At 71.5% G+C, this 25018-nt stretch carries 23 protein-coding genes; 9 read left to right on the forward strand and 14 right to left on the reverse strand.

Going from position 1 to position 25018, the window contains the following annotated elements:
• Window positions 1-46: 46 nt before the first annotated feature.
• Together ACFYQ6_RS12860 and ACFYQ6_RS12865 are read right to left on the reverse strand one after the other, a co-directional pair.
• Entirely contained in the window at window positions 47-694 is a 648-nt protein-coding gene (locus tag ACFYQ6_RS12860; protein WP_361573744.1) for a response regulator transcription factor, read from the reverse strand.
• Between the two features lie 5 nt (window positions 695-699).
• On the reverse strand, window positions 700-1887 hold the full coding sequence (locus ACFYQ6_RS12865) for a sensor histidine kinase (RefSeq protein WP_388762851.1): 1188 nt from the start codon (window positions 1885-1887) through the stop codon (window positions 700-702).
• A 150-nt stretch (window positions 1888-2037) separates the two neighbouring features.
• On the opposite strand from ACFYQ6_RS12865, the gene ACFYQ6_RS12870 reads away from it, so the two are divergent.
• On the forward strand, window positions 2038-2595 hold the full coding sequence (locus tag ACFYQ6_RS12870) for a hypothetical protein (protein ID WP_388762853.1): 558 nt from the start codon (window positions 2038-2040) through the stop codon (window positions 2593-2595).
• Here ACFYQ6_RS12870 and ACFYQ6_RS12875 read toward each other — a convergent pair whose 3' ends face one another.
• From ACFYQ6_RS12875 to ACFYQ6_RS12885, 3 genes are read right to left on the reverse strand one after another with little or no spacing between them, the layout of a single operon-like run.
• Window positions 2596-3168 (reverse strand): cob(I)yrinic acid a,c-diamide adenosyltransferase, encoded by a 573-nt coding sequence (locus ACFYQ6_RS12875; RefSeq protein WP_356738333.1) that lies wholly within the window; start codon window positions 3166-3168, stop codon window positions 2596-2598. It abuts the gene before it with no gap.
• 23 nt (window positions 3169-3191) lie between these two features.
• Complete coding sequence (locus ACFYQ6_RS12880; RefSeq protein WP_388762855.1) at window positions 3192-3941, reverse strand: ABC transporter permease; 750 nt, start codon at window positions 3939-3941, stop codon at window positions 3192-3194.
• A gap of 9 nt (window positions 3942-3950) precedes the next feature.
• Window positions 3951-4733, reverse strand: coding sequence for an ABC transporter ATP-binding protein (locus ACFYQ6_RS12885; protein WP_388762857.1), 783 nt, complete (start codon window positions 4731-4733; stop codon window positions 3951-3953).
• An 82-nt stretch (window positions 4734-4815) separates the two neighbouring features.
• Between ACFYQ6_RS12885 and ACFYQ6_RS12890 the strand changes: the two genes are divergently transcribed.
• The 4 genes from ACFYQ6_RS12890 (at window position 4816) to ACFYQ6_RS12905 (ending at window position 9708) form a co-directional block, all read left to right on the forward strand.
• Complete coding sequence (locus ACFYQ6_RS12890) at window positions 4816-5457, forward strand: TetR/AcrR family transcriptional regulator (protein WP_361573755.1); 642 nt, start codon at window positions 4816-4818, stop codon at window positions 5455-5457.
• A gap of 128 nt (window positions 5458-5585) precedes the next feature.
• A complete protein-coding gene (locus ACFYQ6_RS12895; RefSeq protein ID WP_361573757.1) occupies window positions 5586-6434 on the forward strand; it encodes a 3-hydroxyacyl-CoA dehydrogenase family protein in 849 nt (282 codons plus the stop codon).
• Between the two features lie 244 nt (window positions 6435-6678).
• Window positions 6679-7002 carry an STAS domain-containing protein gene (locus ACFYQ6_RS12900; protein ID WP_145803121.1) on the forward strand — a complete coding sequence of 108 codons (324 nt, stop codon included), beginning with the start codon at window positions 6679-6681 and terminating at the stop codon, window positions 7000-7002.
• Between the two features lie 237 nt (window positions 7003-7239).
• Window positions 7240-9708 carry an ATP-binding protein gene (locus tag ACFYQ6_RS12905; RefSeq protein WP_361573759.1) on the forward strand — a complete coding sequence of 823 codons (2469 nt, stop codon included), beginning with the start codon at window positions 7240-7242 and terminating at the stop codon, window positions 9706-9708.
• A 64-nt stretch (window positions 9709-9772) separates the two neighbouring features.
• Here ACFYQ6_RS12905 and nucS read toward each other — a convergent pair whose 3' ends face one another.
• Window positions 9773-10444, reverse strand: coding sequence for an endonuclease NucS (gene nucS, locus ACFYQ6_RS12910; protein WP_356738346.1), 672 nt, complete (start codon window positions 10442-10444; stop codon window positions 9773-9775).
• Window positions 10445-10704: 260 nt separating this feature from the next.
• Here nucS and ACFYQ6_RS12915 point away from each other — a divergent pair, with 260 nt between their 5' ends.
• Window positions 10705-11097 (forward strand): SCO5389 family protein, encoded by a 393-nt coding sequence (locus ACFYQ6_RS12915; protein ID WP_014154035.1) that lies wholly within the window; start codon window positions 10705-10707, stop codon window positions 11095-11097.
• A 101-nt stretch (window positions 11098-11198) separates the two neighbouring features.
• Here ACFYQ6_RS12915 and ACFYQ6_RS12920 read toward each other — a convergent pair whose 3' ends face one another.
• Complete coding sequence (locus tag ACFYQ6_RS12920) at window positions 11199-12230, reverse strand: LLM class flavin-dependent oxidoreductase (RefSeq protein WP_388762861.1); 1032 nt, start codon at window positions 12228-12230, stop codon at window positions 11199-11201.
• A gap of 213 nt (window positions 12231-12443) precedes the next feature.
• Here ACFYQ6_RS12920 and ACFYQ6_RS12925 point away from each other — a divergent pair, with 213 nt between their 5' ends.
• Window positions 12444-12773 (forward strand): ATP/GTP-binding protein, encoded by a 330-nt coding sequence (locus tag ACFYQ6_RS12925; protein ID WP_361573764.1) that lies wholly within the window; start codon window positions 12444-12446, stop codon window positions 12771-12773.
• A gap of 1 nt (window position 12774) precedes the next feature.
• Here ACFYQ6_RS12925 and ACFYQ6_RS12930 read toward each other — a convergent pair whose 3' ends face one another.
• The 7 genes from ACFYQ6_RS12930 to mce form a co-directional block, all read right to left on the reverse strand.
• Window positions 12775-13668, reverse strand: coding sequence for an ABC transporter permease subunit (locus ACFYQ6_RS12930; RefSeq protein ID WP_388762863.1), 894 nt, complete (start codon window positions 13666-13668; stop codon window positions 12775-12777).
• Complete coding sequence (locus tag ACFYQ6_RS12935; RefSeq protein ID WP_388762865.1) at window positions 13665-14795, reverse strand: ATP-binding cassette domain-containing protein; 1131 nt, start codon at window positions 14793-14795, stop codon at window positions 13665-13667. The genes ACFYQ6_RS12930 and ACFYQ6_RS12935 overlap by 4 nt, the downstream gene beginning before the upstream one ends.
• A gap of 155 nt (window positions 14796-14950) precedes the next feature.
• Entirely contained in the window at window positions 14951-15730 is a 780-nt protein-coding gene (locus ACFYQ6_RS12940; RefSeq protein ID WP_361573774.1) for an ABC transporter permease subunit, read from the reverse strand.
• A 5-nt stretch (window positions 15731-15735) separates the two neighbouring features.
• Window positions 15736-16830 (reverse strand): ATP-binding cassette domain-containing protein, encoded by a 1095-nt coding sequence (locus ACFYQ6_RS12945; protein WP_361573776.1) that lies wholly within the window; start codon window positions 16828-16830, stop codon window positions 15736-15738.
• 84 nt (window positions 16831-16914) lie between these two features.
• Window positions 16915-17853, reverse strand: a complete 939-nt coding sequence (locus tag ACFYQ6_RS12950; protein ID WP_361573778.1) for a cellulose-binding protein — start codon at window positions 17851-17853, stop codon at window positions 16915-16917.
• A 175-nt stretch (window positions 17854-18028) separates the two neighbouring features.
• Window positions 18029-21823, reverse strand: a complete 3795-nt coding sequence (gene scy / locus ACFYQ6_RS12955) for a polarized growth protein Scy (protein ID WP_388762868.1) — start codon at window positions 21821-21823, stop codon at window positions 18029-18031.
• Between the two features lie 243 nt (window positions 21824-22066).
• On the reverse strand, window positions 22067-22495 hold the full coding sequence (gene mce, locus ACFYQ6_RS12960) for a methylmalonyl-CoA epimerase (RefSeq protein ID WP_361573782.1): 429 nt from the start codon (window positions 22493-22495) through the stop codon (window positions 22067-22069).
• Between the two features lie 135 nt (window positions 22496-22630).
• Between mce and ACFYQ6_RS12965 the strand changes: the two genes are divergently transcribed.
• Both ACFYQ6_RS12965 and meaB read left to right on the forward strand, forming a co-directional pair.
• On the forward strand, window positions 22631-23833 hold the full coding sequence (locus ACFYQ6_RS12965; protein ID WP_356738366.1) for an acetyl-CoA C-acetyltransferase: 1203 nt from the start codon (window positions 22631-22633) through the stop codon (window positions 23831-23833).
• 28 nt (window positions 23834-23861) lie between these two features.
• Complete coding sequence (meaB, locus tag ACFYQ6_RS12970) at window positions 23862-24845, forward strand: methylmalonyl Co-A mutase-associated GTPase MeaB (RefSeq protein ID WP_361573784.1); 984 nt, start codon at window positions 23862-23864, stop codon at window positions 24843-24845.
• Window positions 24846-25018: the final 173 nt, after the last annotated feature.

A 25018-nucleotide genomic window follows, 5' to 3' on the forward strand; every position in this document is an offset into this window, starting at 1 on the left:
TCTGGACCAATCGTCAAGAGGTCCAGACCAAAGATCCCCGCCGAAATCAGAGGCCCAACTCCTGCGCGAGCACCGCTGCTTGTACCCGGCTGCGCAGTTCCAGCTTCCCGAGCAGCCTGCTGACGTGCGTCTTCACCGTCGCCTCGGCCATCGAGAGCCGGTCCGCGATCTCCGCGTTGCTCAGCCCCTCGCCCAGGCAGCCCAGCACCTCGCGCTCCCGGCGCGTCAGCGTGCCGAGCGCCTCGGGGGCGTGCGCCGGCCTGCGCGCGGACGGCGCTCCGGCGAACTCCTCGATCAGCCGGCGCGTCACGGCCGGGGCGATCATGCCCTCGCCGCGCGCCACGGTGCGGACCGCGTCGAGCAGGTCCCCGGCGTCGGTGTTCTTCAGCAGGAAGCCCGAAGCGCCCGCGCGCAGCGCGCCGAAGACGTACTCGTCCAGGTCGAAGGTCGTCAGCACCAGCACGTCCGCCAGCCGCTCCGTCACCACCTGCCGCGTCGCCGACACCCCGTCGAGCCGCGGCATCTGTACGTCCATCAGCACCAGATCCGGCCGGAGTTCACGGGCCAGGCGCACGGCCGCCTCTCCGTCCGCCGCCTCACCCACGACCTCGATGTCCGGAGCACTGCCCAGGATCAGCACCAGCCCGGCGCGCACCGCCGCCTGGTCCTCCGCGACCAGAACCCGGATCGTCATGTGCTCTACGTCCCTTCCTCGACGGGCAGTTCAGCCCGGACCAGCCAGATCTCCGTACCGTCGTCGCGGGGACGCGGCCCCGCCCGGAACGTCCCGCCCAGCAGGGCGACCCGTTCCCGCATCCCCACCAGGCCTGCCCCCGAACCCGGCGCCCGCGGCCCCGGCCGGTCCCCGGACACGCTGCTCACCTGCACGGTCAGCAGCTCGCGCGACCGCGCCAGCCGTACGGTCACCGGGCCTGGCGCCGCATGTTTCAGCGCGTTCGTCAGCGACTCCTGGACGATCCGGTACGCCGCCAGTTCCACGGGCGCGGGCAGCGGGCCGGAACCCTCGCGGGCGTCGTCCAGGGTGACGGTGAGACCGCTGGAGGCCGAGTTCGCGCCGGCCTGCTCCACGAGCGCGTCCAGGGAGGCGAGGGTCGGCGCCGCGCTCGGCGGCCCGGCCGCGCCGTTCTCCCTCAGCAGCCCGATGAGCCGCCGCATCTCGGCCAGCCCGTCGACGCTGTTCTGCCGGATCACCCCGAGGGCGTCACGGGAGGTGCCCGGGTCGTCGATGGAGAGGGCCGCGGTGGAGTGGATGGCGATCGCGGAGAGGTGGTTGGCGACCATGTCGTGCAGTTCGCGGGCCATGCGCGCCCGTTCGGCCGTCACCGCCTGGGCCCGGTCCATCTCGGCCAGCAGCGCGGTCTGGTCCGCCCTCAGCCGGGCGGCCTCGGCGGCGTCGCGGTGGTTGCGCACGGCGGCGCCGGTGAGGGCGGGGCCGAAGGAGACCATGCCGACGACGATCCCGATGAGTACGGCGTCCGCCGACGGGGCCCAGGCGATGAAGCCGACCGTCGTGGCGACCGTGACGAGCAGGGTGATCACCGGGATCCGGCGTGAGGCGGAGGGGGAGCCGTACAGCACCGCCGCGTACACGAGGTCGGTGAACAGCAGCAGGGTCGCGATGCTTCCCACCGTGAACTGGTCGGCCACCAGCGCGAGTGTGCCGACCGCCAGAGCGGTGAGCGGGGCGCGGCGCCGTAGCAGTTCGAGGGCCGACATCACCACGAGCGGCAGCAGGGACACCCAGGGCGCGTCGAAGAGACGGCCGTTCTGGATGTGGACCCCGATCAGCCACAGGATCACACCGCCGGACAGCCCGGCGACCGCGAGCAGTACGTCGTCGCGGTGCGGGCGCGCAAGGGAGATCACGCTCTCATCCAACACGGCGCCACGGCACGGCACGTCCGTACGGGGAGGGAGACGCGGCTACATCGAAGGATGCAGTCACGTTTCGTCACTGCTGACGACGATCCGGCGCCGCACGACAGGGAGTCTGGAGGGGACGGAAGGAGAAGTGCCGTGATCGTCACACTGATCGTGCTCTGCGAGGTCGGCTTCTGGGTCCTGCTGGCCGCCGGACTCGCGCTGCGTTACGTCGCGAGGAAGCCCCGGCTGGGCGCGGCGGTGCTGCTGTGCGAGCCGCTGCTGGAGGTCGTCCTGCTGGTGGTGACGGCCGTCGACCTGAAGAACGGCGCCGAGCCCGACTGGAAGCACGGCCTGGCCGCCGTCTACATCGGCTTCACGGTGGGACTGGGCCACTCCACCGTGAAGTGGGCCGACGCGAGGATCGCCCACCGCTTCGCGGGCGGCCCGCCTCCGGTGAAGCCACCGAAGTACGGGATGGCGCGGGCCGCCCACGAGTGGCGCACCGCCGCCCGCTGGATCGTGGCCGCGGGGACGGCCATGGCCCTGCTCCAGGCGGCGGTCTGGTACGTCGGCGGGGACGGGGACACCGGCTCGTTGCAGATGTGGCAGCAGAAGATGCTCTGGGTGATCGGGATCAACCTGCTCATCGCCGGCGGCTACACGGTGTTCCCCAAGCAGGAGCCCAAGGACCAGGTGGGGGCGCAGCGCTGATCAGCGTTCGCCGCCCGGCACCCACAGTACGTCGCCGACCTCCTTGTTCGCCGTCCTGGCGAGGATGAACAGGAGGTCGGAGAGGCGGTTGAGGTACGTCGCCGTCAGGGCGTTCATCTCGTCCCCGTGGACCTCCAGCGCCGCCCACGTGGAGCGCTCCGCACGCCGGACGACGGTGCAGGCCTGATGCAGCAGCGCTGCCCCGGGCGTGCCACCCGGAAGGATGAAGCTCCGGAGCTTCTCCAGCTCCTCCAGGAAGGTGTCGCAGTCCGCCTCCAACTTGTCGACGTAGGACTGTTCCACGCGCAGCGGCGGGTACTTCGGGTCCTCCACCACCGGTGTGGACAGGTCCGCGCCCACGTCGAACAGGTCGTTCTGCACACGGACGAGAACCTTCACGACGGCCTCGGGGAGGTTCCCGAGCGCGATGGCCGTACCGATGACGGCGTTGGCCTCGTTGGCGTCGGCGTAGGCCGAGATCCGCAGATCGGTCTTGGCGGTCCGGCTCATGTCACCGAGGGCTGTGGTGCCCTTGTCGCCTGTACGGGTGTAGATGCGCGTCAGATTGACCATGGAGCCAGCCTAAGGGCCTCAGGTCACGCCCCGGCCCTGTGGAAGACACGCGTGCCGACCGTCACAGCCAGGAGGGCGAAACCGAGCGCGACGAGCACTCCGTACAGCATGTGCGCCGTCGCGTACTCCCCGATGTACGCGTCCCGTACCGCGTCCACGAGGTAGCGGAACGGCGTGAAGTGCGACAGGACGTCGAGCCAGGCGGGGCCGAGCGTCATCGGGAGCATCAGCCCGGAGAGCAGCATGGCCGGCATGGTGAGCGCGTTGATCACCGGCCCGAACTCCTGGGGCGTACGCACCTTCATGGCGAGGGCGTAGGAGAGCGAAGCCAGCGAGACCGTGAGCAGCCCGACGAACGCGAAGCCTATGAGCACCCCGGGCAGTGGTGCCCGCAACCCCATGACCAGGGCCGCGAGCACCAGCAGCACCGCCTGGAACATGAACAGCAGGGCATCTCGCAGCACCCGGCCGAGCAGGAGGGCGAAGCGGCTGACGGGGGTGACGCGCATGCGCTCGGCCACGCCCGTCGACTTCTCGATGATGATCGAGAAACCCGCGAACGAGGCACCGAAGAGGCCCAGTTGCAGCAGCAGCCCGGGCACCAGGACCTGCCAGGAGTCACCCGGGGAGCCGAGGGGGAGGCCGGTCAGGAGCGGGCCGAAGAAGAGCAGGTGGAGCAGCGGCATCAGGATCCCGAAGAAGATCTGGAACCGGGAGCGCAGGGTCTGGCGGACGTACCGGCCGAAGACCAGTGAGGTGTCGTGGAGAAGCATCGATAGGTCCTATACGGCGACGGGGGCGGCCTCGGCGGTGACCGGTGACCGCCCGGTGATCGCGAGGAAGGTGTCGTGGAGCGAGGCGTCCGGTGAGCCGGCGTGCTCGGCCTTGAGCGCGGCCGGTGCGCCCTCGGCGACGACCAGGCCTCCGTCGATGACGACGAGCCGGTCCGCGAGCGCGTCCGCCTCGTCGAGGTGGTGGGTGGTGAGCACGACGGTCGTGCCGAAGTCGTCGCGCAGCCCCCGGACCAGGTCCCACAGGTCCTGACGGCTCTGCGGATCGAGCCCTGTGGCCGGCTCGTCGAGGAAGAGCACGGCCGGGCGGTGGGTGAGGCCCATCGCGATGTCGAGGCGGCGGCGCTGCCCGCCGGAGAGCGCGGCGGTCCTGCGGTCCAGCAGGCCGGACAGACCGAGTGCCGCGGCGAGTTCGGCCGCGCGCCCTATCGCCTCCGCCCTGCCCAGCCGGTACAGCCGCCCCTGGGTCACCAGCTCCTCGCGCACGCTGACGTGCGGATCGACCCCGCCGGACTGTGCGACGTATCCGCACGCCGCGCGCACGCCCGACGGATCGCCGGCCAGGTCGAAGCCCGCGACGGTGGCCGCGCCGCCGGTGGGGGCGAGCAGTGTGGTGAGCATCCGCAGCGTGGTGGTCTTTCCGGCGCCGTTGGGCCCCAGGAGGCCGACGATCTCCCCGGGCATGACGGCCATGTCGACCGACCGCACGGCGTGGACCGGTCCCGCCTTGGTCCGGAAGGTCCGGGCGAGCCCGGACGTGCTGATGATTGGCATAGTGAGCACAAAAACAGAACGACTGGAAAATTGCAATGCCACCAAAATTCCAGCAGCCCCAGTCAAGCCGTAGGATGGGGCCATGGCTGAGGGACTCAGGGAGCGGAAGAAGCGTCAGACGAGGCAGCAGCTCTCGGACGTGGCCACCGGGCTCTTCCTGGAGCGCGGCTTCGACGCGGTCACCATCGCCGAGATCGCCCTGGCCGCCGACGTGTCGGTGAACACGGTCTACAACTACTTCCCGGCCAAGGAGGATCTCTTCCTCGACCGGAGCAGCGGCATCGTCGACCGGCTCGCGCGTTACGTCCGGGGCCGTGACAAGGGCGAGTCCGCGGCCGACGCCGTCCTGCGTGAACTGCGGATCCAGGTGGAAGGCGTCTCGCCCGCGGTCGGCCTCATGCACGGCTACGAGCGCTTCATGCGGGTCATCGAGGGCGCCGACGGCCTCAAGGCCCGCCTCTGGCACATCCAGCAGGAGGTCCAGCTCCGCCTGGAGGAGACGCTGCGTGAGGAGGCCGGCGCGGACCAGAGCGACCTCACCCCCGTCCTGGTGGCCGGTCAGCTCTCCTGGGTGCACAGCACACTCATGGCGTACATCGGGCACGAGATGGTCGCGGGGCGCGGACCTGAGGAGGTCTCGCGCGACGCGCTCGTCCTGCTCGACGACATGGAGGACCTGCTCGGCGCGAAGGTGACCGACTACGCGCGGCGCGCCGCCGTGTGACGGGGGCCGGTGTGATGTCCGTCATGTGAGACGTGACGCGCATCTCTTCGCGGCCTCAAGGCCCCTCACGGGTACTAATCTCCGCCGGAGAGCATGCGAACTACCGAGAATGCATAGGGGTGCGAAACGTGGCCAGGAAGCTCGCCGTCATCGGCGCCGGACTCATGGGGTCCGGTATCGCGCAGGTCTCCGCGCAGGCGGGCTGGGACGTGGTGCTGCGTGATGTCACCGACGAGGCGCTGGCCCGCGGGCGTGGCGGTATCGAGGCCAGCTACGGCAAGTTCGTCGCCAAGGGCAAGCTGGAGGCCGCCGACGCCGAGGCGGCGCTCGGCCGGATCACCACGACCACCGACCTGGACGCGGTGGCGGACGCCGACGTCGTCGTCGAGGCCGTCTTCGAGAAGCTGGAGATCAAGCACGAGATCTTCCGTACGCTCGACGGGATCGTGCGGGAGGACGCCGTCCTCGCCTCCAACACCTCCGCCATCCCGATCACCAAGATCGCGGCCGTGACGGAGCGCCCGGAGCGGGTCGTCGGCGTGCACTTCTTCTCGCCCGTCCCGATGATGCAGCTGTGCGAGCTGGTGCGCGGCTACAAGACCAGCGACGAAACCCTCGCCACCGCGAAGGAGTTCGCGGAGTCCGTCGGCAAGACGTGCATCGTCGTCAACCGTGACGTCGCCGGCTTCGTGACCACCCGGCTGATCTCGGCGCTGGTCGTCGAGGCCGCCAAGCTGTACGAGTCGGGCGTCGCCTCCGCCGAGGACATCGACACCGCGTGCAAGCTGGGCTTCGGCCACGCCATGGGGCCGCTCGCCACGGCGGACATGACCGGCGTCGACATCCTCCTGCACGCCACGGGCAACATCTACACCGAGTCCCAGGACGAGAAGTTCGCCGCTCCCGAGCTGATGCGCCGGATGGTCGACGCAGGTGACATCGGGCGCAAGAGCGGGCAGGGCTTCTACACCTACTGATCACGACCGGCCCCCCGGGCTGTCTGATGTGCCGTCAATCAGACCCGGGGGACCGGGATCCGTGCGCCGCGCCGGGCACGGATCCACACGTACCGCCGGACCTGCTTCACCCCTCGGGGTGAATTCGGTATCGGTTCGCTTACAGACGGCAACTTCCCTGTCGCTGCGGCAGTCAGTTGTGGCAGAGACAGAAAGCGAAACCAGACAGACGACCTTTGCTACGGAGTACTTCCGGGGAGCGCATATGCACATCAGGGGCGACCACGCCGAGCTGGTTGTCGGGGGCCGCCTCGATGTCCGAAGCGCGGCGGACGCCCGTACGGTTCTGCATTCCGCGGTCGACGACGGGTCCGGCGACCTCGTGCTGAACCTGACCGAGCTGGACTCCTGGGACGCCACCGGACTCGGCGTCATCATGGGGGCGCACCGCAGAGCCGGCCGGGCCGGCCGGAGGCTGGTGCTGCGCGGAGTGCCTCCGCAGATGCAGCGCCTGCTGGTGGCGACGAGACTCCACAGGATCCTGGCCATCGAGGGGGGCATCGCCGCGGACTCCCTGCCCCGCGTCTGAGGCCTCCGAAATGGGCTGTGGCCGTTCGTCCGAGGGCGATACACGCACAATCCTCACGAGAATGTGACGTCGTGGGCGGCGCGGCCCCCCACTGGTTCGTAGATACTGTGCGAAGGTTTAGGGTTCGGCCGTCTGCCGATCGACAAGGACCCACTGGCGGACACCGGACCGGGAGCGACGACGGGCGTGCGAGGCCGGAGGGGCAACCGCGCGCTGCGCGTCTGGGGGACTTTGACGATGGACCCGATCAGCCGGGGACCGGAAGAGTACGGCCACGGCAACGACCGCACCGGTGACGACGCAGGCCGCCGACGGCAGTCCCGTGACCCTCTGACGCCCGACTTCGGGCACCAGACGCCGCAGCAGTCCCGCACGGTGCAGCTGATATCGGGTGACTTCCTGCTCACCGTCAATCCGGTCGACGGCAGCGAGATCGAGCCCTGTCGGCCGGGGGAGCGCCCCGAGCCGCCCGTGCGGTACACCACCGCCCAGCGCGTCGACCGCGAGCGTGCCGCCGCACCGCCGGTGCCCCCGGGACCGCCACCGCCCCAGCTGCCCCTCCTGGAGCGCCAGGAGGAGCGTGAGCGCCTCGTGCGGCTGCTCGCCCGCGGGCGCTCGGTGTGCCTCACGGGCCCGGCCGGCTCCGGCCGCACAGCACTGCTCGACGCCGTCGCCGGTGACTGCGCGGACCTCGCGCCCGACGGGGTCGTCCGCCTGTCCGGCTACAAGCGGACCGTCACGGACCTGCTGTACGGGCTCTTCGAGGCCGTCCACCACTCCCCGTCGCACCGCCCCGACCGTGAAGGGCTCCTCGCCCTCGTCCACGGCATCGGCGCCGTCGTCGTCGTCGACGACCTGGAGCTCGGCGGCGCCCCGCTCCAGGAGCTGCTCGACGCGACCCCGGAGTGCGCGTTCCTCTTCGGGGCGACCGCCGACGTGCCCGCGCCCTCCGCAGACTCTGCCCTGGAGGAGGTCTTCCTCACCGGGCTCGGCCGCAGCGCCTCGATCGAGCTCCTGGAACAGGTCGTGGAACGCCCGCTCACGGACGAGGAGGCGAACTGGGCGGGAGACCTCTGGTTCGAGTCCCAAGGGCTGCCCCTGCGCTTCGTCCAGGCCGGCGCCCTGCTGCGCCAGCGCGACGAGCTGCGCACCGTCCAGGCCGGCTCCGGCGGCTACGACGACGATCCTGACGACACGCCCTTCGGCACCGCCCGGCCGGCGGAGCTGCCCCTGCCCAGCCTCGGTGACGGCGCGGCGCCCGCCGCACTGCTCGCCTCCCGGCTGAGCGAGGCCGCGCGCCAGACCCTGCGCTTCGCCGTGGCTCTCGGAGGCGAGGTGCCGCACCAGGCGCATCTGCCGGCCCTCGTGGGCGACACCCACGCCGACGCCGCGCTGGGCGAGCTGTCCCGCAGTGGACTGCTCTCGCCCGCGGGCCCTCGTTACCGGCTGGCCGCGGGCGCCCTGGCCCAGCTGGAGGCGAGCGGATACGGCGAGGACGCGGACGCGCACGCGCGCAGCGCCGCACAGCACTACGCCTGGTGGGCCGGGCATCCCTCCGTCACCCCCGAGCGGGCGGTCGCCGAGGCGGACGCCCTCCTCGCGGCGATGACCCGCCTGGTCCCCGGTGACCAGGCGGGACAGGCCAGCGCGGCCGTGCTGCTGGCCCGCAGCGCGGCTCCCGCCTTCGCGGCCGGCCTGCAGTGGGGCGCCTGGGAGAAGGCGCTCAGGGCGGGCCAGGAGGCCGCACGGATCGCCGGTGAGGTGGCGGAGGAGGCCTACTTCCACCACGAGCTGGGCGTCCTGGCGCTCTGCACCGGTCATCTGGACCGGGCCAGGGCCGAACTGGAGACGTCCGTCAGCATGCGCGGCGCGCTCGCCGACAAGCCCGGCGCGGTGGCGGGCCGCAGGGCCCTCGCGCTCGTCGCCGACCGCTCCGGCGAGCCGGTCCTGAGCACCCCCGCGGGCGAGGAGGTGCCCGCGCCCCGTCACGACGAGTCGGCGTCACCGCCCGGCGGCGTACCGGCGGCCAAGCCCCTCTTCCCGCGGCTGACCGATACGTCCTCAACCCTGATCACCCGTCAGGCGCCGGTCCCGGCGAGCAAGGCCGGCGGGCCCATGGGCATCCTCCGGGGCGCACGGCGCAACGTGGTCGCGGTCGGCGCGGGTGCCCTGCTGGCGGCCGTCCTCGGCACGGTGGTCACCCTGGGCGCCACGTCCGGGAACGAGGAGCCGGAAGGGCAGAACGTCACGACCGAGCAGTCGGCGATCGAGGACGACAGCGAGAGCGGCCTCTCCGCGGACGAGCCTGCCGACGACACGTCGTCCGACGACGGCGCGGCACCCGGCACCTCCGAGTCCCCGGGCCCTTCGGGGTCCGCCACGCCGTCCGCGAGCGGCTCCCCGTCGCCCGGTGCCTCGGAGTCCTCGGCCGGCCCGGGCACGGGCACCACGTCGAGCGGCAGTCCCAGCGGACGCCCGACGTCCGGCGGCCCCTCACCGACGAAGAAGCCGACGAAGACGCCGAGTCCCACCGCCACCCACACAGAGACCCCGACCGAGACGCCGACCGACCCGCCGACCACGGAACCGACCCCGACGGAGACCGTGACGACGGAGCCGGACTCCTCCAACTCGGCGAGCGGACCGGCGGAGACCGTCACCGCGTCGGCGACGGAGAGCGGCCCCGAGTCGCCCGACGTGGCCTGAACGCGGAAATCGCCGTGCGGCCCGGAAACAGGGCCGTACGGCGATCAGGGGCGCGGACTCAGGATCAGAACAGCCGCAGCTTGTCGTCCTCGATGCCGCGCATCGCGTCGTAGTCCAGCACCAGGCAGCCGATCCCGCGGTCGGTCGCCAGCACCCGGGCCTGCGGCTTGATCTCCTGCGCGGCGAACACGCCCCGCACCGGCGCCAGATGCGGGTCGCGGTTGAGCAGCTCCAGATAGCGGGTCAGCTGCTCCACGCCGTCGATGTCACCCCGCCGCTTCAGCTCCACGGCCACCGTCGCACCGTCCGCGTCCCGGCACAGGATGTCCACCGGGCCGATCGCGGTCGGGTACTCGCGGCGGATCAGGGTGTAGCCCTCGCCCATCGTCTCGATGCGGTCGGCCAGCAACTCCTGGAGATGCGCCTCGACGCCGTCCTTGATCAGCCCCGGGTCCACACCCAGTTCGTGGGACGAGTCGTGGAGGATCTCCTCCATCGTGATGATCAGTTTCTCGCCCGCTTTGTTGACCACGGTCCAGATGCCCTCGCTGTCGTCGGCACCCTCCTTCAGGGTGCACGGCGGGGACATCCAGTTGAGCGGTTTGTACGCCCGGTCGTCGGCGTGGATCGAGACGCTGCCGTCCGCCTTCACCAGGATCAGACGGGGGGCGGAGGGCAGGTGGGCAGTGAGCCGGCCCGCGTAGTCGACGGAGCAACGGGCGATGACGAGACGCATGGTCGGCAACGCTACTCGACGGCGACGGGTCCACGCGATTCCTGCCCCACGCACCCCGTACACCTCTTGACGTATGCCACGCGGGCTTGCCCCTCTTTGCGACCGTTCGTCGTTGGCCGGTTGTGTTCCCAATCTCCTGGTGCGGCCCGGACTGCGCCCTTACGGTGGAAGCAGGAGGTCGCCGTCTGTGTACGCAGCGTCGCCGTCCTGCCCTGCCCGTAAGGCCCCGGCCACCTGCCGGGGCCGCGAGAGGAGAACCCATGTCGCTCGACGTCTCACCGGCGCTGTTGGAACAGGCCGAGCGAGGCGAGGTCGACGAAGCCGACTTCGTCGACTGCGTCCGGACCTCCCTGCCCTACGCATGGGAGATGATCAGCTCCCTGGTGGCCCAGCTGAAGGTCGACGGCGGACAGTTCGCCGACAACCAGACGCCTCCGCCGGACGAGCAGGCACGTGGTCAGCTGCTGCGCGCGCTCGCGAGTGATGCGATACGCGGCGCGCTCCAGCGGCACTTCGGGGTGCGCCTCGCATTCCAGAACTGCCACCGCGTCGCGGTGTTCCCGCTGGACGCGTCGGTCGACGAGCGACTGGCCCGATTCACCTCGGTGAGGGGTCAGCTGCTCAACCAATCGCCCGAACTCCGGGACTGCTGAACGCTTCTGCTGCCGCTCCGGGCCGCGGGAGGTGCAACTGGCTCCGGGGCGGCAGCTCCCGCACCACCGTTCGCACCACCAGGACGACCAGCGTGAACGCCTCACTCCAGCAGGGGCAGCACCTCCGCGCCCAGGCGCTGCACATTCGTCTCCGTCGCGGCGAGATCGCCCGAGCCCTCCACCATGAGGGCGAAGCGGGTGATGCCCGTACGCTCCGCCGTGGCCGCGAGCCGGTCTGCGGCGAGACGCGGCGGACCCACCGGATGCAGACCGCAGAGGAACTCCGTGTACGCGACGGGATCGCGCATCACACGGTGCCTGCCGTCGACCGTCACATGGGCGCCGAGCCCTTGGCGCAGCCAGCCCGGCATGGCCTTCACGAGCGTCTCCACGGCGTCCGCGGACCGGTCCGCGATCTGGGCCACCCCTGCGGACACATGTGCTACCCGCTCCACGACCTCGGCGGGCTGCCCGGCCTCCCGGGCGGCGGAACGCCACAGCGCGACCATGTCGGCCTTCTCCTCGTCGCCGCAATGCATCCCGAGGAGCATCGGCAAACCCTTTCCAGCGGCGAGTTTCACGCTTTTCGGGGACGTGCACGCGACGATCACCTCGGGGCTCGGCGGGCCGTCCCCGAGGAGCTCGTCCGCCCGGGGCACCACGGCCACCTCGCGGAAGCCGTACCGCTCCCCGCGGCCCGCCACCCGGGGCTTGCCGAGCCAGTCGAGCAACAGCTCCAGCGACTCGGGGAAGCCGTGCTCGTAGGCTTCGAGCCCGCCCCCGAACACCTCCAGGTCGACCCACGGACCGCCGCGCCCCACCCCGAGCGTGAAGCGCCCGCCGCTGGTCAGGTGCAGGAGCGCGGCCTGCTCGCCGAGCGTGACGGGGTGCTGGGTCGGCAGGACGCTCACCGCCGTGCCCACGCGGATTCTGCGGGTGCGGCCGAGCAGCAGCCCTGCCAGGGTCACCGCGGACGGGCACACCCCGTACGGCACGAAATGATGTTCGGCCAGCCAGACGGAATCGAGCCCGGACTCCTCCGCGACCTCCGCGGACCGGACGGCCCGGTGCAGGGCCTCACCCTGCCCCTGACCCGGAAACTGGGCTGCCAGTACGAACGTTCCTACGCGCATCGCCAATTGCCTCCTTGCGGCCGACGCGGCCATCCCCCATTGGCAACAACGTCTGACACGTGCCAAAGGCACGGTCCATGAAGAAGTTGTTGCGATTTTCCGCTAACCCACCCGCCTCATCAGTCCTCTGGTGCCCCACCCGACACGGGTCAACAGCCGATGGCTCTACGCTGGACGGGACGAACTGCCCGTACACACCCCGTGAGGTGTTCCGTGTCCCCGCGCCGCAACCGCCCCCGAGGCGGCGAGAGTCCTGCCGGCAACCCTCCCGACGCGGCGGGCCGGTACGGCGGGGGAGGGGCCACGGAGAGCTGGCAGGGCGAGGAGTGGTCGGTGCGCCCGGTGAGCGGCGCGAGTGCCGCGGGCAAGCGCTACCGCTGCCCCGGCTGCGACCAGGAGATCCCGGCGGGGATCCCGCATCTCGTCGCCTGGCCCGAATTCGGCGGGGTCGACGACCGCAGGCACTGGCACAAGGCCTGCTGGAACGCGAAGGACCGCCGCACCACACGGGTGCAGCGGTCCAGGAACGCTCCGCGCTACTGAGTCAGACGTCCCGTCGTTCCAGCGCGAAGAAGGCGCCGGCCATGGCCACGGCGGTCACGCCGAGGATCACCCAGAGCGGTTCCCAGCCCGTCGGTCCTGACGAGGTGACCGTCGCGTCGTACATCGCGCCGATCTGGTTGGGGATGGAGTACTCGAAGAGCGCCTTCTGCACGGAGGCCAGCGACGCGGAGAACATGAACATCGCGAGCACGAGCGGGAGCAGCACCACGGCGATCATGATCGTGATGGCCCCGGCGGAGTGCCGCACGATCGCGCCGACGGCGAGCGAGAGCAGCCCGAGCGTCGCGACGTAGAGACCGATCCCCACGGTGGAGCGCAGCCAGAAGCCCGTGTCGGGCGTGGCGCCGTCGAGCATGGCCGTCTGCAGGACGCCGACGACGCCGGTGGTCACGGTGGTGATCGTGAAGGAGAGCAGGAAGAAGACGACCGACTTGGCGATCAGGATCCGCGCGCGGCTCGGGCACGCGGTCAGCGTCGTGCGGATCATTCCGGTGGTGTACTCCGACGCGATGGTCAGCACGCCCAGAGTGATCACACAGATCGATCCGAGCAGCACGCCGAAGAACCCGAGGGTCAGGACGGGGGCGTCCCCCATGGGGGCGTCGGACATGCTCACGACGAGCGCCACGAGCAGCCCGATGCCGACCAGCAGCACGATCATCACCCCGAGCGTCCACATCGTGGAGCGCACGGAGCGGATCTTCGTCCACTCGGATGCGATGGCGTCGCCCAGCCCGGGCGTGCGCACGGGAATCGGCGAGGCGTAGGAGCCGGCCGGAGCGCCCCAGCCCTGCTGCGGCTGCTGGTACGACGGCTGAGGGGCCTGCGGCGGCTGGGGCGCCTGCGCGGGCGGCGGAGTCGCCGGCATCGTCATCGGGAGTCCTCGCTGGTCTTGCGCTCGGCCGGTTCCGGGGCCGGCGCGGCGTACGGGTTCTGTCCTGGCGGCGGCGGGGCGTACCAGCCCTGCTGCGGCACCTCGGGCGGCGGGGCGTAGCCGGGCTGCGCGTGGCCCTCGAACCCCGGCTGTCCGTAACCGGGCTGCCCGTATCCGGGCGGCGGCGCCTGGAGGCCCGCCTTGGCGTCCGCCGTCGAGCGGTAGTCCACGGCGCCCTGCGTCATCCGCATGTACGCCTCCTCCAGGGAGGCCTGGTGCGGCGAGAGCTCCCACAGCCGTACGTCGGACTCGTGCGCCAGATCGCTGATGCGGGGCAGGGCGAGCCCGGTCACCCGGAGGGCGCCGTCCAGTTCGGGCATCACCTGGCCGCCGGCCTCCGTCAGCGAGGCGGTCAGCTTCTCCCGGAACTCGGGCCGGTCCGCCGGGAGGCGTACCCGGGCGAAGTCGGCGGAGTTGGCGGAGATGAAGTCGGTGACGCTCATGTCCGAGAGCAGCCGGCCGCGGCCGATCACGATCAGATGGTCCGCCGTGAGCGCCATCTCGCTCATGAGGTGGCTGGACACGAAGACCGTGCGCCCCTCCGACGCCAGCTGCTTCATCAGGTTGCGGACCCAGAGGATGCCCTCCGGGTCGAGCCCGTTGACCGGCTCGTCGAAGAGAAGCACCTGCGGGTCGCCGAGCAGGGCCGCGGCGATCCCGAGCCGCTGGCCCATGCCGAGGGAGAAGCCCTTGGAGCGCCGCTTCGCCACGTCCTGGAGCCCGACGACACCGAGGACCTCGTCCACCCGGGCCGCCGGGATGCCGGCCAGCTGCGCGAGCGAGAGCAGGTGGTTACGGGCGCTGCGCCCGCCGTGCACGGCTTTGGCGTCGAGCAGCGCCCCCACCTGCCGAGGCGCGTTGGGGAGACTGCGGAAGGCGTGGCCGCCGATCGTCACGTGCCCGGACGTCGGCCGGTCCAGGCCGAGCATCATGCGCATGGTGGTGGACTTGCCCGACCCGTTGGGACCGAGGAACCCGGTGACCGCACCGGGCCGCACCTGGAAGGAAAGGTTGTGCACGGCCGTCTTCGCGCCGTAGCGCTTGGTCAGGCCGACTGCCTCGATCATTCTCCAGCCCCATCGACTTATCTGTCGTCGGGGCCCAGGCCGTCGGCCGCACGCCCCCGTAAGAGTTAGGAGGATAACCAGCCGCCGGTGGTTCCGGCCAAGCCGCTGCCCGGGGCGTCGGCCGGGTACGGACGGCCCCGGGGACGCTCCACGCGTCAGGCGTCGCGCTTCTTCAGCACGAGGTAGCCGCCCACGAGCGCCGCCACCACCCACAGGGCCATGATCCCGAGCCCGCCCCAGGGACCGTACGGCGCGGGATCGCTGTTCATGGCGTCCGGCACCACCTGCATGATCTTGGAACCGGCCTGGTCGGGGAAGTACCGGGCCACGCTCTTGGCGCCGGGGACCGCGGAGAGGATCTGCGAGACGAGGAAGAAGAAGGGCATCAGGATGCCCAGCGAGAGCATGGAGCTGCGCAGCATCGTGGCCACGCCCATGGAGAAGATCGCGATCAGGCCCATGTAGACGCCCCCGCCGAAGACCGCGCGCAGCACGTTCTCCGCGCCGATGTCGGTGCGGTGCTCACCCAGCAGGGCCTGGCTGAGGAAGAAGGTGACGAAGCTGGTGGCGAGGCCGACCAGCAGGGCCAGGACACCCGCCACGGCGACCTTGCTGAAGAGGAACGACCCGCGCCGGGGCACGGCTGCGAGCGAGGTGCGGATCATGCCGGAGCTGTACTCCGTGCCCACCACCAGGACGCCGAAGACGACCATCGCCAGCTGTCCCAGGATCATCCCGGAGAAGCCCACGAACGTCGGGTCGAAGGTGGCCTGCTCGGCGGCGGAGAGATCGTCGAACTGGCTCTTCAGCAGGGCGCTGAGCGCCGCGCCCATCGCGACGGTGACGGCGAACGCGGAGATCAGGGTCCAGGTGGTCGAGGAGACCGTACGGATCTTGGTCCACTCGGAGTTCAGTACAGCGGGTACCGATGCCATCGCCGTCACACCCTCTTCGTGCCGTCGCCGGGAGCACCGACGCCGGGACCGGTCGCGCCTGAAGCCCCGGGGGCGTCGGAAGCAGTGGGCGCACCAGCAGTACCGGGCGCACCGGGAACGCCGCCGCGTGCGGCCTTCCGGTTCCACTGCTCGCCCCACTGCGGGCCCGCGGGCGGTGGCCCGCCGGTCTCGCCGTCGGAGTGCGCGTGGTACTCCACCGAACCCGCCGTCATCTGCATGAAGGCCTCCTCCAGGGAAGCGCGCTGCGAACTGAGCTCGTGAAGCACGATCCCGTGCCGGGCGGCGAGTTCACCGAGCCGCTCCGGTGCCTCGTCGTCGATCTCCAGCGTGCCGTTGCCCGCCTCGACCACGACCACGCCCTCGGCGTGCAGCAGGTCGCGCAGCCGCTCCTGTTCCGGGGAACGCATCCGCACGAAGCTGCGGGAGTTCTCGTGGATGAAGTCGGCCATGGAGGTGTCGGCGAGCAGCCTGCCCTGCCCGATGACGATCAGGTGATCGGCGGTCAGCGCCATCTCGCTCATCAGGTGCGAGGAGACGAAGATCGTCCGGCCCTCCGACGCGAGGGTCTTCATGAGGTTCCGGATCCAGTGGATCCCCTCGGGGTCCAGACCGTTGACGGGTTCGTCGAACATGAGGATCTCGGGATCGCCGAGCAGGGCCGCCGCGATGCCCAGCCGCTGGCCCATGCCGAGGGAGAAGCCCTTGGACTTCTTCCTGGCCACCGCGCTCAGACCGACGGTGTCGAGTACGTGGGAGACCCGGCTCGCCGGGATGCGGTTGCTCTGGGCCAGGCACAGGAGGTTGTTGTACGCGCTGCGCCCGCCGTGCATCGACTTGGCGTCCAGCAGCGCCCCGATGTGCTTGAGCGGCTCGTCGAGCTCGCGGTAGTGCCGGCCGTCGATGCGCACCGTGCCGCTGGTCGGGTTGTCGAGGTCGAGCATCATCCGCATCGTCGTGGACTTGCCCGCCCCGTTCGGGCCGAGGAAACCCGTCACCATGCCCGGCTTGATCCGGCATGACAGACGGTCGACGGCAAGCTTGTTGCCGAAGCGTTTGGTGAGACCGTCGAGCTCGATCATGCGCTCACGCTAGAACGGCCGCACGCCCGGCGCCACCACAAGGGCGGAACCGGGCGCGCAAGGGGTACAGCTGATGTACGTGTCTCAGCGGGTCTGCTGAGCCGGGACCCCGCGGCCCGCGGACTCGTCCTCCGCCGGGGAGCCGGCCGCCGCGACGGCGGCACCGGTCAGCGTGGCCAGCATCTCGCGGACGTTGGTCAGCTGGGCGTTGATCGAGTCGCGGCGGTTGGTGAGCGCAGCCAGCTCGCGCTCGGACTCGCTGCGGATCCGGTCGGCCTTGGCGTTGGCGTCGGCCACGATGTCCTCGGCCTGGCGCTGTGCCGTCTCGACCGTCTGGCGGGCCCGGCGCTCGGCGTCCGTACGGAGCTTCTCGGCCTCCAGGCGCAGCTGCTCCGCGCGGTGCTCGATCTCCGCGAGGCGCTTCTCGGCCTTGGCCTGACGCGACGCGAGGTCGCGCTCCGACTGCTCGCGGCGCTTGGCGAGGTTCGTCTCGAAGTCCGCGGCGGCCTGGGCGGCCTTGGCGCGGGTCTCCTCGAAGAGGGCGTCCGCCTCCTCGCGCTTCTGCTGGGCGTCCTTCTGGGCGTCGGTGCGCAGCGTGCCCGCCTCGCCCTGGGCCTTCTCGACGATCCGGACGCCCTCGTCCTCGGCCTTCGCCTTGCGCTCCGCGGCGAAGGTCTCCGCGTCGTTGCGCACCTGCTGGGCGGCCGACTCGGCCAGCTCACGGTGCTGCTCGGCGGCGCGGCGGGCCTCCTCACGAAGGTCCTTCGCCTCCTCCTCGGCGAGGCGGAGGATCTTCTCGACGCGGGCGCCGAGCCCGGCGTACGACGGCTCGGCGTCGTTGACCTGGGCCTGGGCGTTCTGCGTCTCGAGGTGGAGCTCCTCGATGCGCTTCTCCAGAGAGGTGATCCGGGTGAGCGCGCTGTCACGGTCGGCGACGAGTTTGGTGATGCGGTCGTCCACCTGACCGCGGTCGTATCCACGTCGCACGAGCTCGAAGCCGAAGGGGGAGGAAGGGTCGCTCATGGGGTTCCTGTCGAATGAGACCGGTGAGGTGTTAGAGGGAATCCTAGGGGCCTGGGCGGCGTGTCAACGTGAAGATGCCGCTTTGGTATGGAGAATGACACCCCTTTTGAGTGGCTGACCCTGGGACTGGTTGCGACCCCAGGGCTTGAATGTTCATGGCGAATTGCGTGCGTGGCTACCCGTCCGAGGCCTTGCCACCCGACCGGGTGCCCGCCGTCGCTCCCGCTTTGACGCCCCCCGCGCCACCGCCTGCCGCCTTGCCCGCCCCGCCCGGAGCCTCGAAAGATTCCAACGCCTCCAGCACGTCCTGGACACGGGAGATCTCCGTATTGATGTCCTCGCGCCTGCGGACCAGCAGGTCCAGCTCCCGGCGTCCCTCGTCGACCATCTGCTTCGCCTCGGCCTCGGCGTCGGCCCGCAGCTTCTCGGCCGCGCGGGTCAGCTCCGTCTTCTTCGCCTCGGCCTCCTTGAGCAGCGACTCGGCGCGCTTCACGGCGGCGATACGGACCTTGCTCGCCTCCGAGTTGGCGTCCGCCAGCAGCTCCTTGGCCTTGGCCTCCGCCTCCGCCCGCTGCTCGGTCGCCGCCTTCATCAGCTTGTCGACCCGCTCGCCCGCCGTCTTCATCTGCTCGGAGGTCTCGCGCCGGGCGCGCTCGTGCAGTTCCTCGATCTCGCTCTCGATCCGGGCCCTGAGCTCCTCCGCCCGCTCCCGGGTGGCGGTGGCGTCCCGGCGGGCGCCGACGAGCAGCTCGTCCGCGTCCGTACGGGCCCGCTCCACCAGGGAGTTGCCCTCGACCGTCGCCTCCGAGGTGATCCGGACGGCCTCGTTGCGCGCGGCGCCGACCATCCTGTCGGCCTGCTCCTCGGCCTCGGTCGCGGCGCGCAGCGCCTCCTCCTGGGCCTTCTCCACGAGCTGGTCGGCCTGCTCGGCGGCATCCGCACGGCGCTTGGCCGCCGATTCGCGCGCCTCGTCCAGCATCCGGTCCGCCTCCTGGCGGGCCTCCGCGCGCAGTTGCTCCGCCGCGGCCTCGGCGTCGGCGCGCAGCCGCTCCGCCTCCTCGCGGGTGCGGGACGCGTGCTCCTGGGCGGACCCGACGGTCTGTGCCGCCTCCGCGCGCAGCCGCTCCGCCTCGTCGGTCGCCTCGCCGATGAACCGCTCCGACTGCTCGGTGGCCTCGGCGCGGATCCGCTCGCTCTCGCCGGTCGCCTCCGCCATCAGCCGGTCGGCCTGGGCCGCCGCCTCGGAACGGATGCGGTTGGCGTCCTCACGCGCTTCCGCACGGGCACGCGAGGCGTCCTGCTCCGCCGACGTGAGGGCGTCGGAGGCCTCCGTACGGACGCGCTGGCTGTACTCCGAGGTGTCCGAGCGCAGTTTCTCCGACTCGGCGATCGCCTCCGAGACGGTCCGCTCGGCCAGGGACTTGGCCGCCTCCGCCTCCTCGTGCGCGACCGAACGGATGCGGTTGGCGTCCTCGGTGGCCCGCTCCCGCTCGGCGTAGGCGTCGGACCTGACCCGGTCCGCCTCCTCCTGCGCCTCGGTCCTCGTACGCTCCGCCGCGTGCTCGGCCGCGGAGCGCAGCCCGGTGATCTCCTCCTCGGCCTGCTCCTGCAGCCCGGCCACGGAGTCCCGCACCTGCTGCGCGGTCTGCTCGGCGGCCGAGACCAGCTCGGAGGCCCGGCTCTCCGCCTCCTCGACCAGGCGGTGCGCCTCGGCCTGTGCCTCCTCGACCCGCTTGCGGGCGGAGGCCAGGAGCTCCTCGCTCTGCTCGCGGGCGCGCTCGCGCTCCTGCTCGGCCTCGGCACGCGCGGAACCCAGCGCCTCCTCGGCGGCGCGGCGCCGCCGGTTGGCCTCCTCCTGGGCGGCTGCCAGCGCTTCCGCGGCCTCCGCGCCGACCCGCTCGGCCGCGGCGGCGGCCTCGGAGCGCACCCGGTCGGCGGTCTCCTGCGCCTCGGTCTTGAGCCGCTCCGCCTCGGTGGCGGCCTCGGTGCGCAGCCGTACGGCCACGTTCTCGCCCTCGGCGCGGGACTGCGCGGCGTCGGCCGCGGCCTCCGTACGCAGCCGGTCGGCCTCCGCCGTGGCCTGCTCCTGGAGCGTGCGGAGCCGTTCGGCGGCCTCGGCGCGGAGCCGCTCCGACTCCTCGCCCGTCTCACGGCGGATCCGCTCCGCCTCCGTACGCGCCTCGCCGAGCGCCTCCTCCGCGGCGGCGACCCGGGACTCGGCCTCGGTGTGCAGCCGGCTGAGCTCCTCCGCCGCCTCGGCCCTGCGGGCTTCCATCCCGCGCTCGGTCTCCTCGCGCAGGGCCTCGGCCGCCGTCTCCGCCGCGGCGGTCAGGGCGGTCGCCTGCTCCTCCGCTTCGGCGCGCAGCTTCTCCGCCTCGGCGCGGCTGCGTTCCAGAGCCTCCTCGGCCTGCTTGCGCAGGGTGGCGGCACGCTCGGCCGCCTCGGCCCTGACCCGCTCGCTCTCGGTGCTCGCGGACGCCCGCAGCTCCTCCGCGTCGGCCTTCGCCTTGGTGAGGAGCTCCTCGGCGGTACGGGCGCCCTCCTCCAGCTGCTGGACGGCCTCCCGGCGGGCCTCGCCGCGGATCCGTTCGCCCTCGGCGACGGCCTCGGACCGCAGCTGCTCGGCCTCGCCCCGGAGACGGCGGGCCTCCTCCTGGAGCTCGACCGTCTTGGCCCGGTACTCCTTGGTGTCGTCCTTGGCCGCGCCCTTGAGCTGATCGGCCTGCTCCGCGGCCTCGCCGCGCAGCCGGTCCGCCTCGGCCTCGGCCTCACGGCGGATCCGGTCCGCCTCCTCGCCGGCGGCCCGGGTGGTGGACCTGGCGTCCTCGGAGGCCTTGGTCAGGACCTCCTCGGCGCTGCGCGCCGCCTTCGCGAGCTGGGCAGCGGCGTCCTCGGCGGCCAGGGTGCGGGCCTTCTCGGCCGCCTCGGCGACGAGCCGCTCGGCCTCGGCCCGGGCGTCGACGAGCGCCTGCTCGGCCTCCTCCTTGAGGGTCTCGGCCTGCTTCGTGGCCTCGCCGACCAGCCGGGCGATCTCCGACTTGGCCGTACGGGTGCGCTGCTCGTTCTGCGACTCGGCGCCGGCCAGCCGCTTGACCGCGGCCTCCTTCGCCTCGGCGAGCACCTTCTCGGACTCGAGCCGCGCCTCACGCAGGCGGGTCTCCGCCTCCTGCATGTGCTGTTCGGCGGCGCGGTTGAGCTCCGCGGTCTGCTGCCTGGTCTGGTCCGTCTCGGCGGTGGCCGTCGAACGCAGCTGCTCGGCGTGGCTGGTGGCCTCCTGGGCCTGCGAGGAGGCGGCCTCCAGCAGCCGCTCGGCGTCCCGGCGGGCCCGCAGCAGCGTGGCCTCCGCCTCGGCACGGGCGGCCTCAGCCTCGGAGTTGAGCCGTCTGCGGGTCTCGTCGGCCAGCCGGGCGGCCTCGGCACGGGCGGCGGCCAGCGACTGCTCGGCCTCGGCGCGCGACTCGTCCAGCAGACGGCGCGCCTGGGACTCGGTCCTGGCCCGCAACTGCTCGGCCCAGGCGACGTTCTCGTTGACGTGGGACTCGACGGTCTGCCGGCGCTCCGCCAGCTCCTGGTCGAGCCGCTGGCGCCGCTGCACCGCCTCGGCGTGCAACTCGGCCTGGAGCCGGGCCTGGTGCTCGGCGTGCTCCTGGAGGATCCGCTGCGTCTGAGCCCTGGCCTCACGCAGCTCGCGCTCGGCGTCCGTACGCAGCTGATCGGCCTGGATCTGGGCGTTACGGAGCATCTGTTCGGCCTGGTAGCCGATGTCCGCGCTGTCGTGTGCGGGACGGGTCGCCAGATTGCGCCGCGCCTCGTGCAGCTTGGCGCGCAAGACCTCGACCTGGTAACCGAGGTCCTCGGCGTGCTGGACGGCCTTCTCCCGGTCGGTCTTCAGCCGGTCCATCTCGGCTTCGAACCGCGAGAGATGGTCGTCGTCAGCTCGGTGGCTCTGCTGGCTCTCGTAGCCCCGCACTGCGCGGTCCCATCCTTCCCCGAGCTCTCAACATCTTCCCCGAGCTCTCAACTTCGTTCGAGCAGGGGATGCCCCATTGAGCAGGGGAGGCCCCAACCCTGGTCGCAATTCTCCATGCGAGTACCGCTCGCCCGCGAACGGTCCCCCGGGGAATGGTGACAGATCTACGGCGAGGACGCGGCACGGCCCCGACCCGGCCCCGGCCCGGAACCGCCCACTCTACCGGGCCGGGTATCGGTCGGGTCAGTGCTCCTTCGCGGAGGTGACCAGTTCGGTCAGCACGCCGTGGCAGTCCTTGGGGTGCAGGAAGGTGATCCTGGAGCCCATCGACCCCTTCCTGGGCTCGTCGTACAGCACCCGGACGCCCTTCCCGCGGATGTCCGCGGCGTCCGCGTCGACGTCCGCGGTCCCGAAGGCGATGTGGTGCACGCCTTCCCCGTTCTTCGCCAGCCACTTGCCCACGGCCGAGTCCTCACGGGTCGGTTCGAGCAGCTGGAGGTAGGAAGCACCGCCGTCCGAGGTGTCGTTGATCTTCAGCATGGCCTCCCGGACACCCTGCTCCTCGTTGACCTCGGAGTGGAACACCTCGAAGCCGTAGGTGTCGCGGTAGAACCTCACTGTCTCGTCGAGGTCGAAACAGGCGATTCCGATGTGGTCGATTCGCGTCAGCATGGAACCAGTGCAGCGCCCCCGGGATGGTTACGCAACGTGCGCGCGATCACACCGACAGCCGGATGACGGGCGCCGTACCGCTCAGTACATTCAGGTAAACCCTCGTTCACAACCGATCCCAAGGGGCTGCGCCTCATGTCAGGAACGACCGGAACCACCTCAGTGATCGTCGCGGGCGCGCGGACGCCCATGGGCCGTCTGCTCGGCTCGCTGAAGAGCTTCTCCGGAGCCGACCTCGGAGGCGTCGCCATCAAGGCGGCGCTGGACCGGGCGGGCATCGGCGGGGACCAGGTCGAGTACGTGATCATGGGCCAGGTGCTCCAGGCCGGGGCAGGGCAGATCCCGGCCCGCCAGGCAGCCGTCAAGGCCGGGATCCCGCTCAACGTCCCGGCGCTCACCGTCAACAAGGTGTGCCTCTCGGGGCTCGACGCGATCGCCCTCGCGGACCAGCTGATCCGCGCCGGTGAGTTCGACGTCGTGGTGGCCGGCGGCCAGGAGTCCATGACCAACGCCCCGCACCTCCTGCCGAAGTCCCGTGAGGGATACAAGTACGGTGCGATCGAGATGCTCGACTCCATGGCGTACGACGGCCTGACCGACGCCTACGAGAACATCCCGATGGGTGAGTCCACCGAGAAGCACAACAGCCGCCTCGGCCTGGCCCGTGCCGACCAGGACGAGATCGGCGCCCTGTCCCACCAGCGCGCCGCCGCGGCGCAGAAGAACGGCATCTTCGAGGCCGAGATCACCCCGGTCGAGATCCCGCAGCGCAAGGGCGACCCGGTCCTCTTCTCCAAGGACGAGGGCATCCGCCCCGAGACCACCGCCGAGTCCCTCGGGAAGCTGCGTCCCGCCTTCACCAAGGACGGCACGATCACCGCGGGCACCTCCTCGCAGATCTCCGACGGCGCCGCGGCCGTCGTCGTGATGAGCAAGGCGAAGGCCGAGGAACTGGGCCTCGACTGGATCGCCGAGATCGGCGCCCACGGCAACGTGGCCGGCCCGGACAACTCGCTGCAGTCGCAGCCGTCCAACGCCATCCGGCACGCCCTGAAGAAGGAGGGCATCGGCGTCGAGGACCTCGACCTCATCGAGATCAACGAGGCCTTCGCGGCCGTCGCGGTCCAGTCGATGAAGGACCTCGGCGTCACCTCCGACAAGGTCAACGTCAACGGCGGCGCGATCGCTCTCGGCCACCCCATCGGCATGTCCGGCGCCCGTGTGGTGCTGCACCTGGCGCTGGAGCTGAAGCGGCGCGGCGGCGGCACCGGAGCGGCGGCGCTGTGCGGCGGCGGCGGTCAGGGCGACGCGTTGATCATCCGCGTACCGGGCAAGTAGTCGGTACGAGCGAGCGAGGAGGCCGAGCGTGAAGGTGGACGTCCCCACCCTGGTCGAGCAGGCACGTGAGGGCAGGCCGCGTGCGGTGGCCCGGCTCATCTCCCTGGTGGAGGGTGCCTCGCCGCAGCTGCGCGAGGTCATGGCGGCGCTGGCGCCGCTGGCGGGCCGCGCCTACGTGGTCGGCCTGACCGGATCGCCGGGGGTCGGGAAGTCCACCTCGACCTCGGCGCTGGTCTCCGCCTACCGGAGGGCGGGCAAGCGGGTCGCGGTACTGGCCGTCGACCCCTCTTCGCCGTTCTCCGGGGGCGCGCTCCTCGGGGACCGGGTCCGGATGTCGGAGCACGCCTCCGACCCGGGCGTCTACATCCGTTCGATGGCCACGCGGGGCCATCTGGGCGGCCTCGCCTGGTCGGCGCCGCAGGCGATCCGGGTGCTGGACGCGGCGGGCTGCGACGTGATCCTCGTGGAGACGGTGGGGGTGGGCCAGTCGGAGGTGGAGATCGCCTCCCAGGCCGACACCTCCGTCGTCCTCCTCGCCCCGGGCATGGGCGACGGCATCCAGGCGGCGAAGGCCGGAATCCTGGAGATCGGCGACGTCTACGTCGTCAACAAGGCCGACCGGGACGGCGCGGACGCCACCGCCCGCGAGCTCAACCACATGCTGGGCCTCGGGGAGTCCCGGGGACCCGGCGACTGGCGTCCGCCGATCGTGAAGACGGTCGCCGCCCGGGGCGAGGGCATCGACGAGGTCGTCGAGGCCCTGGAGAAGCACCGGGCGTGGATGGAGGAGCACGGGGTCCTGGCCGAGCGGCGCACCGCGCGCGCGGCCCGCGAGGTCGAGACGATCGCCGTCACCGCGCTCCGCGAGCGCATCGCCGATCTGCACGGCGACCGCAGGCTGGACGCGCTGGCCGGACGGATCGTGGCCGGAGGCCTCGACCCGTACGCGGCGGCGGACGAGCTGGTCGCCGGACTCACGGACGGGAGCGCGGGGCCCACCGACGCTTGCTGAGGCCCCCGGGCGGCGTGCGGGCCGCCCGGGGGATCGGCCTCCGCGCTCGGCCTCCGCGCTCGGCCTCCGCGCTCGGCCTCCGCGCTCCAGGACACGGCGCCCGAGGACACAGCGCGGAGGAGAAGGTGTTCCCCGGGACGCTGTTCCGGGAGACCGCGGCCCCGTCCGGCGGG

Source organism: Streptomyces sp. NPDC005494 (genome assembly GCF_042872025.1).
In the GTDB taxonomy this organism is placed as follows: domain Bacteria; phylum Actinomycetota; class Actinomycetes; order Streptomycetales; family Streptomycetaceae; genus Streptomyces.